Genomic DNA, 16,055 nt, shown 5'->3' with positions numbered 1-16,055 from the left:
CTTCGGCCGTATAGAAGCTTCACGTTTACCCGCCCCTCATGCAGAATTTCTGCAATGAGAGCCCTAGATTGGGGAAATGCGGTGCTGGGCGGCCGATAACATGGGCTGCGGCCACATGGCTTATGGACCTTTCACCGACGGATCACCGGTGCGGAGATCACGAGCATCTGCGGCTGAGAGACGTTCGTCGCAGCGGTCAGCAAAAGATGGAAGTTAGCTGAATGAATCGCGGTAGTGCCAAGCAAATTTCTTTCATTTTCGTTTCTGGTAGTTATCTGGATGATACGCAGCGCCCTCGTCCAGAGCAGGCCCATGCATCGCAAAGGGGCTATGCGACTCCTCGGACGGGTCGAGACTGGAGATTGGGCCCGGCGGCCTTTTTATGGCGGCGGCCTCACCGAAGCGAGGCAAACTCTCTGATTGGAGGAAACGCCGTGCCATGCGTTTGTAGTATCTCCGAAAGGGGTGAGGCGTCGAAAGTCGGGACGTCGACGCGACAACAGCGGCGTGACACTTTGTGTGAGACCTGAGCGCATGGACCCTGAGACTATCGGATTTATGCCAGCCGTTGAGCTGGCTGAGCTCATTCGCACCAAGAAGATTTCACCAGTCGAGTACATGTGCGCGTTGCTGGCCCGCATTGCAGTGCTTGAGCCAAAGTTAAATGCCTTCGCCCATCTCGCCGCAGATCGCGCGATGGATGATGCAAAAAAGGCGGAGGCTGCCCTGATGAGCGGTGCGCCAATCGGCCGGTTGCACGGCGTGCCCGCTACAATCAAAGACTTTGTACCCACCAAGGACATGCCGACGCAACGCGGAAGTAAGATCTTTTCGGGTGATCAATCGATAGAGGATGCGCCAGTTGTAACCCGCCTGCGAGGTGAGGGCGCGATTATCCTCGGCAAGACCACTGTCTCGGAGTTCGGCTGGAGCGGTGTGTCGCGCAGCCCGCTGACGGGCATCACAAGTAACCCATGGAAGATTGACTACAATGCCGGCGCGTCTTCGGCCGGTGCGGGCGCTGCGGCAGCGGCAGGCTACGGACCCCTGCACCAAGGCGGTGATGGAGCTGGGTCCATCCGCATGCCTGCGCATTTCAGCGGCGTGTTCGGACTGAAACCCAGCTTCGGGCGCGTGCCATGTTATCCACTCAGCGTCAGCGACATGACAACCCATATGGGACCGATAACGCGGACCATTGCCGATAGCGCGCTGATGCTTGAGGTGATGGCCGGTCCGCATTTCCTTGACCATACCTCTCTCGAGGCGGGCCCGGCCAACTATCTCGCCCGGCTGCGCGACAGCCTGAAAGGTAGGCGCATCGCCTACAGCCCCGATCTAGGCGTCGCTCGCGTTGACACGGAAGTTGCGAAGCTCGTTAAAGCGGCCGCGACCCGCTTTGAAGAACTTGGCGCAATTGTCGAGGAGGCACCCACACCTTGGGCAAAGGACGGACCAGAGCTAGTCCGCTTCTTCTGGTCCGCACATATGTCCCGTCTTGCACGATACTTTCCAGAATGGGAGGCGGAGATGGACCCTGGGCTTGTCGCCTGTGTCAGGCATTCAGAAAACGTCTCAGTGGCGCGCTACCAAGAGATGCGCCAGCGCAAAATGGCTTACGTTTCTAACATCCATCGCTGGTTCCAAGATTGGGACTTCCTGTTGACGCCATCCGTTTCAGTCGCTGCTTTCCCTGCCGAGAAGCTTATGCCCGATCATTGGCCCTCGCATCCGTGGGATTGGATCATGTGGGCGGAGTTCTGCTACCCGTTCAACATGTCATGGAACCCGGCTGCGAGCGTGCCATGCGGCTTTACTCGCGCTGGGCTGCCGGTCGGTCTGCAGATCGTTGGCAAGCGCTTCGATGATTTGGGCGTGCTGCAGGCCTCGGCGGCATTCGAGCAGCTACAGCCATGGGCGGACAAGCGCCCGCGGCTCTGACTACCTGCCGCATGCGAAGTAGAGTCTTTGATCCGACGTCTGGTTTGGTGTGGAAATCCGCGATTTGGCTTGCCTCAACAGCTCGCTTTGGTGAAGTTGCTACGGAGTAACGACGACATCGAATATAGAAGGCTAATATAAGCAAAGATATCTCGTGTGGCGTCGGTCCGTATTGTTTTGGCCTGATAGCGCGTTCGACGATGTTCGAGTCGGGCTCGATGCGGACCATCGGTCAGGAAGAGTTCGCAGATGGCACGCCGTGAGACTCGCATAGCGGATCGCCTCACCGAAGTTTTAGTTTGCCGGATATCCGCCGCAAGATCTGCTGCCAGAGATCGAAGAGGTCTGCGACGACCGGAGGCTTGCTGGCGCGCGGCAACGCGTGTGTCGGGGCTCTGACCGCGCCCTTTTTTTCGACCTGCTAGAGCATGTTGTTTTTTACCGGAATCGGGATTCCCAGAGGAGACAATTTCTGATTCAAACTCCATGCTGGGGAACGGGGGCCAGCATGGATGACGCGACCCTATTCGGAAGACCTTCGCGAACTCGCTCTGGCGAGGGCTGACGCTGGCGAGACGGTTCGTTCGATGGCAGAAGCGTTTCAGATCAGTCCTTCCCTGTGTGACGAAGTGGAAGAATCTGCGGCGGGAGACCGGAGGCGTTTCTCCCGGCAAGATCGGCGGTCACAAGAAGCCGGTTCTGTCCGGCACCAACGCCGACTGGCTGCGCAAACGCATTCGCTCCGGACCATTCACTTTACGGAAGCTGACGCAGGAACTGGCTGTGCGCGGGATCAAGACAGACGTGCGGGCGGTATGGACGTTCGTTCACGCCGATTCAAAAAAACGCTCCGGCCGGCCGAACAAGACCGCCCCGATATCGCGCCTAAACGGACGCGCTGGAAGGCCCATCAGGGCAGGATCGAGGCCTCACGCCTGGTCTTTATCGACGAGACTTGGATCAAAACCAACATGGCGCCACTGCGCGGCTGGGGACCGAGTGGGCAGCGTCTTGAAGCATCTGCGTCTTTTGGCCACTGGAGGACCATGACCTTCATCGCAGCGCTGCGCCACGACCGGATCAGCGCGCCCTGGGTCATCAACGGCCCGATCAACGGGGAGCTCTTCACGCTCTATGTCGAGAAAGTGTTGGCGCCCACCTTGGCAAAAGGCGAGATCGTCATCCTCGACAATCTCGGCAGTCATAAAGGCAAGTCTGCCCGCAATGCCATCCGCGACAGAGGAGCGCATCTACTCTTCCTAGAGCCTTTCCCATCCTGCTCAATCACCGCCGTTGCCATTTTCGTATGCATACGATGAAGACCGCCCGATTGACGCGTGCGCGCAGGCACGACGATCTCTATGATGGCGTTGCGTGAAGGTCAGGCGGCCTGCTGACCGCCGGGCTTGCCGGCTTGGCCCAAGGTCCAGTTGCGCCTCCCCACGCGATGCCGCGCAACGCTCTTTCAGCGGCATTATTGCTGAGGCATATCCTGCCATCGTCGACGAGTAAGCGCTGCAGCGGCCACCTACCAAATGACGGGGTGATCTGCGAGTCTGCGGTTTGTTCGGACCGTTAGGCTTAGAATGGACACACTGCATAGTGCTATCACGGAGCCGCGCCTTGTTGCCGACGGTGATCTGAGCGATAGCCTGGGGTGACTTCAAACGGACCAGGGCCTCCTCTGCCACCCGGACCTCCTTCAGAGCCGCCTCCCAACGGCGCTCGAGCTCGGCGGCGACAAGCCGGTTGTGAGGATCGACGCGGTTGAACTGACGTTCGGCGAGCGCAGCTTCGTAGCGCCGGCGTTCGAGCTGCTGCTCGGCACCGCTCTGCATTGCTTTGTACGCCTGTTGCTGAGCGCGACGAGCGCACGACAATGCGTCGATCTCGGCCGGCGCCAGCGCTGTGAGGAACGCTTGCGCCACGGCGGCGTCGACGCGGCGAGCACGGATGTATTGGCACGCCGGCAGCCCGTGATGCGAACGCAGGTGATTGCAGACGTACTCGGCTCCCCCCTTGTAGCGAGCGTACATCTTGTGACCGCATCTTCCGCACCATGCGATGCCTTGCAGCAGTAGTTCGCCCTCACGTGGAGCACCCTTGGTCTTTTGCGCATGTATTCTGCTCGGTTGTCGCTGACAATGCCCCTAATCTTCTCGTTCTTTGCCAACCAATATAGGGAGGATAGCGGTCCTTGACGATGATCCGCCATTGCTCGATCGGCTTCGGCACCTTCGTCGGTAATTTTGCGTCCGACGGTTTGCGCAGTCGTGTCCGTCCGTAGACGAAGACGCCCGCATAGGCAGGATTCTTCAGAATCGCTGCGACCGCGGATGTCGTCGCCCGCGCCCAATGCAGATCGCCGTGACGATTGCGGCGCGGCAGCCCCAGACCACGGTCGTTGAACTCACGCATGACCTTGGCAATGGTGCGCACTTTCAGGCTTTCAGGAAGGTCTCGAACAGCAGCTCGAGCCGTTCCTGCACTTCCAGGTTCGGGTCCTTGACGACGACGCCATCGCGGACAAGACCGATCGGTAAGGTGAGCGCAAGCTCACCGCGCTCCGCCTTGGCAAGAAGACCAGCCGTCAATCGACTGCGTATCGTATGGGAGCTCGAGCTCCGATATCGTCCCCTTTAGGCCGAGCAGCAGTCGGCCATTCGCAAGCGCTGTTCCGCGGCCACCTACCGGATGACGGGTTGATCTGCGAGTCTGCGGATCGGTTTGGACCGTTAGGCTTAGAATGGACACAGCGCATAGTGCTATCACGGAGCCGGTGCGACGGCTTGAGGTCTTCACCGGAGCTGGCCGTCGGCGGAAGTGGAGCGACGAGGACAAGGCGCGGATCGTTGCGGAGATCGTGGCGAGCGGCGACTCGGTGTGTTCCGTGGCTCGACGGCATGGTTTGTCGCCGCAGCAGTTGTTTGGCTGGCGCCGTCAGTTGCGAGAAGCTGCGGTCGATTGTTCCGAAGAGCAAGAAGTAGAGTTTGTGCCGGCGGTGGTAGATGCTGCGATGCCGGCGACCGCTGTTGGCCGGGAGCGCAAAGCGGTGCGCTGCAAGGCCAAGGCGGATACCCGGGCTCGCCGTTGCGATGCCGGGATCATCGAGATCGAAGTCGACGGAATCACGATCCGGGCCGGTCGTGGTGCGGACCCGACGATGATTGCGTCGATCGTTCAGGCACTGAAGGCGAACCGGTGATTGGTCCGTCGGTTGCGGTCCGGGTGATGGTGGCGACCAAACCGGTAGACTTCCGCAAGGGGATGGAAGGGCTTGCGACCCTGGTGCGCGAGAGCATGCGGGCAGACCCATTCTCGGGAGCTGTCTATGTGTTCCGGGCCAAGCGGGCGGATCGGATCAAGCTGGTGTTCTGGGACGGAACGGGTCCTGTGTCTGTTCACCAAAAGGCTCGAGGATGGGATCTTCCGCTGGCCGAAGGTCGAGGACGGCGTGATGCGTCTGTCGGCGGCGCAATTGTCTGCGCTGCTGGAAGGACTCGACTGGCGGCTTGTGCATGAGGCGCGGGAGACGCCGGCGCCAACGCAAGCGGGATAGTTGTTAGCGGCACTGCGGCGAAGTGAATCAAGAGCGTGGGACGTGTCGCCAGATGGCGGCGAATATGCTCTGAATTGGGTGTGAGTGACGCCCTGCCTGACGATCCTGAGACGCTGAAAGCGATGCTGCTTGCCGAGCGGTGCGAGAGCGAACGACTGCGTCAGATCATCAAGGAATTGCAGCGGCATCGGTTTGGCCGGCGGGCAGAGACGCTGCCTGAAGATCAGATGCTGCTGGGCCTGGAAGACGTCGAGCAGGTCGCAGCCTACAGCGAGACAGCGCACGACATCAGCGCACCTGAAGGCCGTGAGGCACGGGCTCGCACGCGCCGCGGCAACCGTGGCGCGTTGCCGACGCACCTGCCGCGGATCGAGGTCGTCGTCGACATCGAGGGCAAGACCTGTCCCTGTTGCCAGGGCGAGTTACACCGGATCGGCGAGGATCGAAGCGAGCGGCTGGACCTGGTCCCGGCGCAGTTCCGGATCCTCGTGACCCGGCGTCCCAAATACGCCTGCCGGGCTTGCGAGGACGGCGTCATGCAGGCGCCGGCCCCGGCCCGGCTGATCGAGGGGCGGATTGCCAACCGATGCCACCGTCGCCCAGGTGCTGGTGTCCAAATATGCCGATCACCTGCCGCTCTACCGGCAGGCGCAGATTTACGCCCGCCAGGGCATTGAGCTCGATCGTTCGACGCTGGCGGACTGGGTAGGACAAGCCGCCTTCCACCTGCGTCCGCTGCATGACCGTCTCCTCGGCAAGCTCAGGCAACGGCCAAAGCTGTTCGCCGACGAGACGACGATGCCGGTGCTCGATCCCGGCCGAGGGCGTACCAAGACCGGTCAGCTCTGGGCCTATGCGGCAGACGACCGGCCATGGGCGGCGCCGATCCGCCGGGCGTCGCCTATGTCTATGCTCCCGATCGCAAAGCCGACCGACCAATCGCCCATCTGGCAGGCTTCAAGGGGATCCTGCAGGTCGACGGCTATGCTGGCTATGGCAAGCTGGCCGAGCGTGGCGACGTTCAGCTTGCATTCTGCTGGTCGCATATGCGGCGTAACTTCTACGAACTTGCCACACCCGGTCCCGCGCCCATCGCAAGCGAGGCGCTTCAGCACACCGCCGAGTTCTACGCGATCGAGAAGGACATCCGTGGCCGCAGCGCCCAGGAGCGCTGCCTCGTCCGGCAGCAGAAGAGCCGGCCGCTGGCGGAAGCCTTCGAACGGTGGCTCCGCGCAAAGCTCGCGTTGATCAGCCAACAGGGCAAGCTGGCCGATGCCATCCGTTATGCGCTCTCACGCTGGGAGGGGCTGACGCGCTTCATCGATGATGGCCGCATCGAGCTCGACAACAACGCGGTCGAGCGATCAATCCGCCCGATTACGCTCAACCGGAAGAATGTAACCGGTATGAGCTCCCACGTCCGCGGTGATTAGCGGTCGCGGGCGTAGCGGATGGGCATCCAGTGCTGGCGCAGCGCCTCGACGACGGCTGGGATATCGAGGTAGGCGTTACGGAGGAAATCCTCGGTTTTGCGACCGCTTCGTGGCGGTCCGAGCAGCGGACGGGCCTGATCGTCGCGACAATGCAGCAGGATGGGCAGCAGCAGGCCGTGATTGACGTTGTTGACGTCGAGCAACGGCGCCCACGCCGATAGTCTGAGCCGCATCGCAGCATAGAAACCCTGGCACCAGGGATGCGCATCGATGTTGCCGCTGGGGTCGCGCCGGTGCATCGGCTCGAACCGATCGGGGGCAGTCGAGAGGGTGTTGCTGATGTCGTTGTGGCGCAGCGCGACGGCGGAGATCGCGGCGAACTCCGGCGTGCCGCCATGGTTGAAAGCGTCGGCATCGATCGCGAGCAGCGGGCAGATCCAATCGAGCGGGCTCATCGACACCGGTCCGGCCACGATCGCGGCGGTATAGCCGTCGAGCATGGGAATGCTGGTGGCGGCAGGATGGCGATCGACGCGATCCTGGAGCCATCGCTCGAGCTCCGCAAGCGACATCGCGGCTGACGCCATCGACGATGCTGCCTTATGGCGACGTGGGCTCATGCCGCTGCCTGCGGTGTGTGCCGGCGCGCCGCCTTCCAGTTCCAGGCGAGCAGCTCGTGCAGCTGATGGCTCTTGGTTCGCCCAGACACGATGCGCTCCAGCACATCGGTCAGGTAGGCCTGCGGGTCGAGCTCATGGAGTTTTGCCGTGTTCACGAGCGACGCCAGGATCGCCCAGCTCTCGGCGCCGCCTTCGCTGCCGCTGAACAATGAGTTGCGTCTTCCCATCGCAATCGGGCGCATGGAACGCTCGACTGTGTTGCTGTCAACTTCGACACGGCCGTCGCGGAGAAACAGCGTCAACCCGTCCCAGTGATTGAGTGCGTAGTTGATGGCCTCCGCCAGCTTTGATTGGGAGAAGAGCTGGCCGACCATTGCGGTCAGGCGCGTCCTGAGCGCCTCCATCAATGGAGCGGACCTGGTGCCGCGGGTGGCCAGCCGCTGCTCGGCACTGCTGCCACGGATCTCTGCTTCGATGGCATAGACCGCCTGCAGGCGCTCGATCACTTCGCGCGCGAACGGCGACTGGGTCGTCTTATACACCTCGACGAATTTGCGGCGGGCGTGGGCGAGACAAAAGGCGAGTTGGATCGCGCCGCCATGATCGCGGGCGAGCGCTTTGTAGGCGGCATAACCGTCGACCTGCAGAATGCCGGAAAAGCCCATCAACTGTCTGGCGATCTCCGCCGTGCCGCGGCCGTCGGCGAACACGTAGGCCACCGCCGGCGGCGAGGGACCGCCCCATGGCCGGTCATCCATGGCATGCGCCCAGAACTGGCAGATGCGCGGGCGATGTCGTCCGGGATCGAGCACCGGCATCGGCGTCTCGTCGCAGAACAGGCGCGGCGCGGTCTGGATCGTGCGCAGCTGAAGCGCATAGAGGCTCCTGAGCCACCAGGCCGCACGCTTCACCCAGCCGGCAAGCGTCGCCCGGTCGAGATGGACACCCTGGCCGGCCAGAATTTGCACCTGTCGGTACAGCGGCAGATACCAGGCGAACTTCGAGACTACCACGTGGCTCACGAGTGCGGTCGAAGCCATGCCGCTCTCGATCAGGCGCGGCAGCACCTTCGCCTGGATCACACCATCGGTGCAGCGGCGGCAGCCGTACTTGGGACGGACCGCCCGCAGCACCCGCAGGATCGCCGGGATGATGTCCAGCACCTCGCTGACGTCCTCGCCGATCTTGTGAAGCTGGCCCTGGCAACACGGGCATGCGGTCGCCTCCGGCTCCAGCACATGCTCACAGCGCGGCAGGTGCTTTGGAAGCGCGCCGATGTTGCGGCGCGCCTTCTTCCGCAGTGGCTTGCCGGGCGGCTTTGCCGCAGCTGCATCGTCGTTGGCAGCTGCAGGCGGCGTGACGTCGGTCTCAAGATCGCCAAGCTCAAGCGCGAGCTGCTCGGCCACGAGCGCGGCAAGCCGCTCCGAGCGCTTCCCGAAGATCATGTCCTTGAACGTTTGCATTGCTACGCGCAGCGTCTCGTTCTCAGCGTCAAGCGCGAGCACCATCTCGGTCAGAGCTGCCCGATCGGTCGGGAGAGTGTCGGGGCGAATCGCCATGACCAGACGATACATCCGTGCGACCCATGCTCCAGTGAAATCCTCACTTCTCAGCCGACAATGGCCGGCTGCTTCACAGGCTTGGGCGACACACGCGTCCACTCGAGCCCGTCGAGTAGCATCGCAAGCTGCGTCGCACTGAGATGCACAACGCCGTCGCGGATCGGCGGCCAGGTGAAACGCCCCTGGTGCAACCACTTCGTTACCAACACCATGCCGCTGCCGTCCCACGCCAGAAGCTTCACTCTGTCCATGCGCTTGCTGCGGAACACGAAGACGTCGCCGCAATATGGGTTCGCGCGCAGTGCTTCGCTCACCAGCGCCGACAGCGTATGCACCGACTTACGAAAGTCGACCGGCTGGGCCGCCAGCACCACCTTGAGGTCTGACCGTAGAGCAATCACCGGATCCCTCGAAGCGCCGATAGCACCACCGATAGCGTCGCCAGTTCCACCCCCGGCTCGACCCGGATGCGCGCCCCGTTCACCTCGATCTCGACCACTCCACAGACCTTGGCCGGCGGCGTGGCAATCTCCACGGGCTTCGTCTGTACCGGCGAAATACACTCGGACTTGCCAACCCTCCCGCCATCGCTCTCGGCGCCAATTTGGATAGGCACGAAGTTCTGGGCTTTGCCGGCCAGCACCGCCGCTACCTGGCGGCGCCACACCGTGAGCAGTCCGCGAGAAACGCCATTGCGCCGCGCCACCTCGGAGATGTTCGCCCCCTCCTCAAAGCTCTCTGCCGCGATCCGGGCCTTCTCCTCGCTCGTCCACCGTCGCCGCCGGCGCTCCCCAGTGATCACCTCAACGCGGCGATAAGAGTCACCTTCCTCCCTGGCATCAAGCATGGCATTTGCCATCGCGCCACCTCCACCGATCAGCTCTTGCCAGCCTGTATCGCAGACAAGCTTCGTCACTGCGAGGTGAGGCCCTCATGCCGGTTACGGAAGAATGCGCTGTTCGCAGGCTCCGACGGCGGCGCCGAGCACTGGGCCATCATCGCCTCTCTGGTCGAAACCTGTAAGTTGAACGACGTCGATCCGCTTGCTTACGTGACCGACGCACTCACCAGGATCGTCAATGGTCATCCGAATAGCGACATCGATCAGTTGCTTCCGTGGGCCTATTGCCGTCACGAACTCAAAGCGTGGCCTGAAAACAGCGCTTACGGCCATTCGCGCTGCCAGGGTCATAGACGCCGTCACGGTCGGCGATGAGGCAGCCGTGCAGCCCACAGATATCGAGCAGCGGATACCAATCCGAGCAGTTGCGGGCAAGGCGCGTCACGTCGATCGACAGGATCAGACCAACCTCTTTGAGCCCAACACGTCCGATCAGCTCCTTGAAGCCGCTGCGCTGAGCCGCCGACGCTCCACTGATGCCGAGATCAGCGTCGATGACGTCGATGCCGGCTTCGGGCCATGGCGCGTTGGCGAAGCGCGTATTGCAATCGCAGACTCTCCTGGTTGGTCACCACCTGATGGGTCGTCGACTGCCGGATGTACGCGACCGCCCGTCGCGCCAGATGTATCGGCTTGACCAGCTCGGATTTCATGACTTGCCTCCGCCAGCACTGCGGCGACCTCGTTGACGATTTGGCGCTGCACGATTCATTTGCATCCGCTGATGCTGGATCAGCGGCCAATAGAACTTCGCCTTCTTAAGTGGGCACACGCCGGAGTCATCCCTATGATTCTCTATTCGGTCGGCTCTTTTGGCCCGAAGCGACGAGCTATTGAGACAAAAAAAGGCTATGCTGTCGATAAACCAGCTTCGCAAGTTGCATATTACATATTCAGACCCTGCTGGCCAGAATAGTTGGTTATCTCGGTTGACCGACGGCCGGAACTCCGAGTTGACGCCCGCCACGCCGCGCATGACCGTGAGCTGGATCCGAGTTGACAAAGGCCTCCGGCGGGCATGCCGGAGGCATTCTTGGAGGTTCAACCTATACTTAGAGCCGTGTTTTTGTGTTGTTGTTGACACAAACTCACCAGTTGCGCTGAGCGCGGAGCAGCAGCGTGAAGCTGTTCTGATCCTTCAGTTCATACACAGCGCTTGGCTTGGCGATCCCCGACTGCAGCGGCAGCGTGACCGTATTCCCGCTTGCATACTTCTGGTCGAGCATCATGTACGCGAGGTCAGCTGAGAAGGTCAGGTTTTTGACTGGGGTCCAGCGTGTGAACGTACCGATAACCGAATAATTGAAATCGGGATTACAGCCGGCAACTCCGCTCGAGAGCGCGAGAGTGGCAACGAACGCGCCGCAGATGTATCCTTTGGCTGTGTTGTTGTACCGCACCGCAGCCCAAGCACCGTAGATGCCAGAGTTCCAGTACGGATCCCAGTTGTGGGTATAGGCCCCCTGGAAGCCATACGTTGTGGTCAGCTGCTGGCCGGTTCCGGTCACGAACACAGAGTCAGATAGGCCGGCGAGGCCGATGCTCTGGTAAGCACGCGCGGAACCCGTGCCGCCGTACATCGCGAAGGTCGTCGACATGTAATCGTTGAAGTTGTATCGGCTTGCCCCGTTGGCATATACGCTTGACATGTTGATCGTGTCACCTTGGCCAGTCGGGATGTTTTTGATCGACAACGCCAGCTGACCAGCCCACCCCCATTTGTCTTTCGGATGTCCGGTCGTTTCATCCGCGCCGAAGTATGCGGCGTGATTCTCATGCGCGGCGACAGACGCCTGGAAAAGGCCCCAAGCCTGGTTAACGCGAAGCATAGCGATAAGGTCAGGAACGCGCGAACCGCCGATATCATTCCCTCCGTACGCACCAGATGCGAGGCCGGCGGCCGTCGCGCTGCTCACGTTCCAGATATTGGTCGTGTACTCGGCTACCTGATCCTGCGCCGAAAAAGAAGCCGTGATGCCTTGACCGAAATCAGCGGTATAAGTGAACTGGTTAACAGGGTCCCAACCGCCACCACCGGGCAGACCATCGATGTAGTTCCCCGGATAGTTAGCCCAAGGTGAGGAGAACTGCGACTGGGCTTTGCCCAGCGTAAAACCAGCGAACTGGATGAAGGCATAGTACACACCAAGCGATCCACCAGCGACTTGAGAAGCGGTCGAGCTTGTATAAGCTGTTGAGCCATTTACGGGACTTGTGCCCGCGCCGGAATAGCCACCCGTCGTCCAACTGAACACTGCATCGAAGTACGTGCGAAGTACACCGTACTCAGTCGCGGTGCGCGTATCGATGGTGAGGTCTCCGCGGGATTGAGCAGTGTAGTAGTTCCTGAGGCGGTTTTTCGCGCCAGCCACACCTGAATTGGCGGCATCATAGAGAGCGTTCGTGCCTAGCCCTACTTGGGCACGCAGATAGCCACCGAGTTTGATGCAAGTGTCGCTGCCGGGGATGTAGTAAAATCCGGCACCATAAGGCGAGCAGACCCTTACGTATTCAACCGCCTTCGCCTTGACGGGAAGATCGGTAGCCTGCACCCCCGCGCCCGCGAATATTGCCGCGGAGCCAAGCATAAGACTCTTTGTCAGTTTCATGGATTGAACCTCCAAGTTGGATACGCGGTTTCCGCGCTTCAAATGATCCGCCGCGAATGCCTCACGACTGCTCGACGGAATGACTCGAGGTCGCGATTATAATTTCAAAAAACAATTGTTTCAATAAATTAATATACGAATGTTGTTTAGTCTGGAAGATGTTGCGGTTTTGCAGGCGTTCCGTGCCGGGGGGGGGGGGGGGGCTTGATCGAGGTTAAGGCCAAAGCCGAGGTCTCCACGGCCAAAAGTTGCGCTTGAGCGCAATGCTGTGGGGTCTCTCCTTTTATTACCTTGCTTAATATCTCGCTAGAGATTAATTGTTTTTATCAATTTTATTATGTAATGGCTGCTCTGTCCGACGGGCTCTTTTTTCAGGGGGGCAAGGAGGTTAGGTACGTTACCGCTAATACGAATCATCTGTGCGCCGTACCGGCGTCAGCGAGGCTGGCGGAAGACCAACATGGCCGAAAAAGAACTACCCGATAGAGCCGCTGCTGACTTCATCTGGAACATTGTGGAGATCCACTCCCAACTCGAGGAAATACATAAGAGTTGGGCTCAGTTGCTGGGAATTAGCGAAGCGCAGTGGTTGATCCTAATGGCTATCGACGAACTCGACGAAGGTCGCGGAGTACCAGGAATAGCCGTTGCGAATAAACTTCGGATTCACCCAGCCTTCGTTACCAATCAAACGAAGAAACTCGAGCAAATAGAGTTCCTGACCCGCGCGACGTCCCCTGATGACGCAAGATTTTTGCAGATTTCGCTTACTCAAAAAGCGCATGCGGAAATCAAGAATCTCTCGATAAAAAGGCAAGCCCTCAACTCAGCGATCTTTAGTGGGCTCGACGAGGATTCCCTTCACTATCTCAACAAGCGGCTACGCTCGATTGCAAAAAATAGCCGGCTGGCATCTCAAAAACTGAGTATAGGCATACTATAGGTATGGAGTGGACGATACAGAACTTGCCGTCAGAGCCTTGTCGATCGGTGACTCTAATGCCCGGGGGCGGGTATCGACGATCTTTGGGTGACGCACAGGCGTGGCGCGGGATCGAAAATAGTCACGAGAATGCGATGGAAGCCATTGGTACTGTGAAGCCTGCTTTGACACGATTCAAAACGATCATAGTTTCACAGCGTTTTATGTCTGGATTGTCGTGCACGAGGCGACGAATGAAGTGCTCGTAATCCTCCATGTCATTTGCTGTGACTAAAAGAACGAAGTCGATCTGGCCTGTAACGTAGAAGGCGCTCATTACCTCCGACATCTTACAGATTGCCTGCTTAAAGCGATCAACGATGTCGGCTCGGGCGCGCTCAAACGAAATGTGAACCAACGCGGTGACGTTCCGTCCGATCGCTTTGGGAGAAATGATCGCAACATCTGCCTCTATAATGCTCTCCGACCGTAGACGCTTCAGTCGACGCTGAACTCCGGAAGCAGACAAGCCGACCTTCGCGCCTAGTTCTTCGCTGCTCAAGCGATTGTTGCGCTGCACGAGATCTAGGAGGCGAGCATCGATTCTGTCGATTTCCATAGCCGAACTGCGGTCGTCACTACAATGCGATTGCGTGGTCCAAGCGTGCGGCGTAACTCCGTTAAATGGGCTCGTCATTCCGAACCTCGTTCCTGCTCATCGCTCATCATCCACATTTTACGTAGGGGCCCTTCGGTCGAGCGGTTACGCGCTTGCGTAGCTCTGGATCTTGTACCTCCGAGTCTCACCTCCATCGCCATGTCTTCTTCAATCTGCCTGCGAGAATACGCTTCCGAACAAGTTGAGCATGTCGTGCGGCCAGTTAATCGGACCAACTGACGTCGACTAAAATGGCTACCAAGGTGCATCTGCAAGCGCACGCCTTAGCCATCCGAAGATGAAGTCATCGGAAGTCACAAAGTTTTCCATTTCCCCCGCGGGCGTCCGGGCGAGCCGCGGTATGGCCAACTCCAGAGCAATGCGAGCCGCCGCGCAGTCAGCTTGAAGCTTAATCGCCTCGGACACACTAACGGTGCCGCGCCCCCCCGCGATTACGAGAACGGGGCATCTCAGCTGTCGAACCAAACGTGAGCGACGCGCCGACACTGCTTCCTCGTCCACCCCATCCCCAGCCCTCCATCCAACCGACGCCAGAATTCGCGCCCAATTCCAAAGACCACCGTCACAAACCGCCGCAGCAACGCGTTGATCAGATACAGCGAAATCGGTGGCCAGAACAGCCGATAATCCTTCTCCATAGACGCCAATTCGACGGGCATCGACGTCGGGGCGGCGCGATAAGTAATCCAAACAGCAAGACAACATGGTTTCCGATTGGCCGCGCGAGAGAGCTGAGATGTCCTTGCGAGAAAGAACAAGAACCGACATGCATCGACCAATCAATAGGGGCAGCAGTCTTCCTAGCAGCGTCGCTCCTGTTTCTTGTTCCCTGCTGATGCAAATGACCGCCGGCGCGTTTAAATCCGAACTGCCAGCGGGCAAGTAATAGGCTGGGAATTCGGATTGTTCGTACCACGCAATTCGTACCCGCTCTATCTGCCGTTCCAGAGATAATCCCAGCCTTAGAACACCTGCTTCGATTTTGGCAGAAATATCCTGAATTCGCGGATCGTCTTCATCGATTAGTCGTCTAACAATTTCAAATGCGGTTAGCGCACAAAGCCAAGCCTCAGTCGCCTTCTCGAAGGCGCCCTTTTTGATATTCAAGTCAGCAAAGAGGCAGTTAGCATCGCCGATATTTGTCCACCTTGAGACCCAATTCTGCCGAGCGTAGATCTCCTCGAGATTGTCTAAGAAGACGGCGGCGCAGCGCCGGGTCGCCGTAAGATCGCCCCTCAGATGAGGCCAGGCGACGGCGCACTCCATCCAGTTCGTCCCGGTGGTGTAGATCCGGCCCCCGTGCTGACGACTTACCGCGCGATCCAGGTCGCTGGCTGGGAGAACACCAGAAGCTGCCTTAAGTCCATTATCGCCCAGCATAGATAATAATTCTCAAGATCACCGTTAAGGTTGGCGTAGGAGCCTGAACGAGCGAATTGACGATATGAAGGGCTTCTGCCCGCACGCAGCCCAAACAGTACCTGTCTCAGATATAGCTGATTGATGAACTCAGAAATCGCTTCCGAGGCGGAATAATCATTCACCTTTTTGACGTCCTAAGCTTTCGATAACGGGATCGATGCTCAGGGGTCAGTTAACCATCTAAAGCGAAACGAGCCCCTCGTCGGCCTAACTACTTCCGGTATAGAAGATCCAGAACATATATCGTTCCCTCCTCATGTTTTTTCTGATTTAGGAGTTTGACGGATTGTGGACGAGCCGCGTCTAGGGAGGCCAATACCAATTTCGGCCGCATCAATACCAAATTGGTATTAGAGTGATGCAATCGCGAAAGGCGGCGCATGCACGTTTGCGGAAGGAGGAGCTTA

Annotated in this window: 15 protein-coding genes and 5 pseudogenes; 7 read left to right on the top strand and 13 right to left on the bottom strand. The window is 59.5% G+C overall.

The window, feature by feature from the left end; all coding sequences use genetic code 11:
- The first annotated feature begins 534 nt into the window (after positions 1–534).
- The gene (locus tag QA635_RS33300) at positions 535–1,941 is read left to right on the top strand and encodes an amidase family protein (protein ID WP_283063919.1); all 1,407 of its coding nucleotides are present in this window, start codon (positions 535–537) and stop codon (positions 1,939–1,941) included.
- Positions 1,942–2,756: 815 nt separating this feature from the next.
- Entirely contained in the window at positions 2,757–3,260 is a 504-nt protein-coding gene (locus QA635_RS33295) for a transposase (RefSeq protein WP_283063918.1), read from the top strand.
- A 65-nt stretch (positions 3,261–3,325) separates the two neighbouring features.
- Here QA635_RS33295 and QA635_RS33290 read toward each other — a convergent pair.
- The 4 genes and pseudogenes from QA635_RS33290 to QA635_RS33275 form a co-directional block, all read right to left on the bottom strand.
- A pseudogene (locus tag QA635_RS33290) lies at positions 3,326–3,471 on the bottom strand (IS66 family transposase); the annotation flags it as partial.
- Positions 3,472–3,917: 446 nt separating this feature from the next.
- Positions 3,918–3,977: pseudogene (locus QA635_RS33285) on the bottom strand (hypothetical protein); the annotation flags it as partial.
- Between the two features lie 52 nt (positions 3,978–4,029).
- The gene (locus tag QA635_RS33280; RefSeq protein ID WP_283063917.1) at positions 4,030–4,380 is read right to left on the bottom strand and encodes a recombinase family protein; all 351 of its coding nucleotides are present in this window, start codon (positions 4,378–4,380) and stop codon (positions 4,030–4,032) included.
- Positions 4,381–4,382: 2 nt separating this feature from the next.
- On the bottom strand, positions 4,383–4,535 hold the full coding sequence (locus QA635_RS33275; RefSeq protein ID WP_283063915.1) for a hypothetical protein: 153 nt from the start codon (positions 4,533–4,535) through the stop codon (positions 4,383–4,385).
- A 185-nt stretch (positions 4,536–4,720) separates the two neighbouring features.
- Between QA635_RS33275 and tnpA (QA635_RS33270) the strand changes: the two genes are divergently transcribed.
- The 3 genes and pseudogenes from tnpA (QA635_RS33270) to tnpC (QA635_RS33260) form a co-directional block, all read left to right on the top strand.
- Positions 4,721–5,146, top strand: a complete 426-nt coding sequence (gene tnpA / locus QA635_RS33270) for an IS66-like element accessory protein TnpA (RefSeq protein ID WP_225162502.1) — start codon at positions 4,721–4,723, stop codon at positions 5,144–5,146.
- Positions 5,143–5,500, top strand: a pseudogene (tnpB, locus tag QA635_RS33265) (IS66 family insertion sequence element accessory protein TnpB). Before tnpA (QA635_RS33270) ends, tnpB (QA635_RS33265) begins: the two are co-directional and overlap by 4 nt.
- Before the next feature lie 122 nt (positions 5,501–5,622).
- Positions 5,623–6,897, top strand: a pseudogene (tnpC, locus tag QA635_RS33260) (IS66 family transposase); the annotation flags it as partial.
- 32 nt (positions 6,898–6,929) lie between these two features.
- On the opposite strand, the gene QA635_RS33255 reads toward tnpC (QA635_RS33260), so the two are convergent.
- The 4 genes from QA635_RS33255 to tnpA (QA635_RS33240) are packed head-to-tail and all read right to left on the bottom strand — an operon-like array spanning position 6,930 to position 9,974.
- A complete protein-coding gene (locus tag QA635_RS33255; protein ID WP_161856371.1) occupies positions 6,930–7,520 on the bottom strand; it encodes a UPF0149 family protein in 591 nt (196 codons plus the stop codon).
- A 29-nt stretch (positions 7,521–7,549) separates the two neighbouring features.
- Positions 7,550–9,112 (bottom strand): IS66 family transposase, encoded by a 1,563-nt coding sequence (tnpC, locus tag QA635_RS33250; protein WP_283063875.1) that lies wholly within the window; start codon positions 9,110–9,112, stop codon positions 7,550–7,552.
- Positions 9,113–9,162: 50 nt separating this feature from the next.
- On the bottom strand, positions 9,163–9,516 hold the full coding sequence (gene tnpB / locus QA635_RS33245) for an IS66 family insertion sequence element accessory protein TnpB (RefSeq protein WP_069279868.1): 354 nt from the start codon (positions 9,514–9,516) through the stop codon (positions 9,163–9,165).
- The gene (tnpA, locus tag QA635_RS33240; RefSeq protein ID WP_283063879.1) at positions 9,513–9,974 is read right to left on the bottom strand and encodes an IS66-like element accessory protein TnpA; all 462 of its coding nucleotides are present in this window, start codon (positions 9,972–9,974) and stop codon (positions 9,513–9,515) included. Before tnpA (QA635_RS33240) ends, tnpB (QA635_RS33245) begins: the two co-directional genes overlap by 4 nt.
- A gap of 75 nt (positions 9,975–10,049) precedes the next feature.
- Here tnpA (QA635_RS33240) and QA635_RS33235 point away from each other — a divergent pair.
- Positions 10,050–10,241 (top strand): annotated as a pseudogene (locus tag QA635_RS33235) (transposase domain-containing protein); the annotation flags it as partial.
- 13 nt (positions 10,242–10,254) lie between these two features.
- On the opposite strand, the gene QA635_RS33230 reads toward QA635_RS33235, so the two are convergent.
- The 3 genes from QA635_RS33230 to QA635_RS33220 form a co-directional block, all read right to left on the bottom strand.
- On the bottom strand, positions 10,255–10,494 hold the full coding sequence (locus QA635_RS33230) for a recombinase family protein (RefSeq protein WP_283071964.1): 240 nt from the start codon (positions 10,492–10,494) through the stop codon (positions 10,255–10,257).
- Between the two features lie 7 nt (positions 10,495–10,501).
- Positions 10,502–10,669 (bottom strand): hypothetical protein, encoded by a 168-nt coding sequence (locus tag QA635_RS33225; protein ID WP_283063912.1) that lies wholly within the window; start codon positions 10,667–10,669, stop codon positions 10,502–10,504.
- 435 nt (positions 10,670–11,104) lie between these two features.
- Positions 11,105–12,625: a porin gene (locus QA635_RS33220; protein ID WP_283063910.1), complete on the bottom strand. Its 1,521-nt coding sequence runs from the start codon at positions 12,623–12,625 to the stop codon at positions 11,105–11,107.
- A 460-nt stretch (positions 12,626–13,085) separates the two neighbouring features.
- On the opposite strand from QA635_RS33220, the gene QA635_RS33215 reads away from it, so the two are divergent.
- Positions 13,086–13,568, top strand: coding sequence for a MarR family winged helix-turn-helix transcriptional regulator (locus QA635_RS33215; protein ID WP_283063908.1), 483 nt, complete (start codon positions 13,086–13,088; stop codon positions 13,566–13,568).
- Positions 13,569–13,689: 121 nt separating this feature from the next.
- Here the strand turns inward: QA635_RS33215 and QA635_RS33210 are convergent, their stop codons facing one another.
- Positions 13,690–14,166: an Lrp/AsnC family transcriptional regulator gene (locus QA635_RS33210; RefSeq protein WP_283071962.1), complete on the bottom strand. Its 477-nt coding sequence runs from the start codon at positions 14,164–14,166 to the stop codon at positions 13,690–13,692.
- Between the two features lie 294 nt (positions 14,167–14,460).
- Complete coding sequence (locus QA635_RS33205; RefSeq protein ID WP_283063906.1) at positions 14,461–15,606, bottom strand: alpha/beta hydrolase family protein; 1,146 nt, start codon at positions 15,604–15,606, stop codon at positions 14,461–14,463.
- Positions 15,607–16,055 lie beyond the last annotated feature (449 nt).

It is taken from the genome of Bradyrhizobium brasilense (assembly GCF_029714345.1).
GTDB classification, from domain to species: Bacteria; Pseudomonadota; Alphaproteobacteria; order Rhizobiales; family Xanthobacteraceae; genus Bradyrhizobium; species Bradyrhizobium australafricanum.
This window is presented reverse-complemented; position numbering and strand designations above follow the sequence as displayed.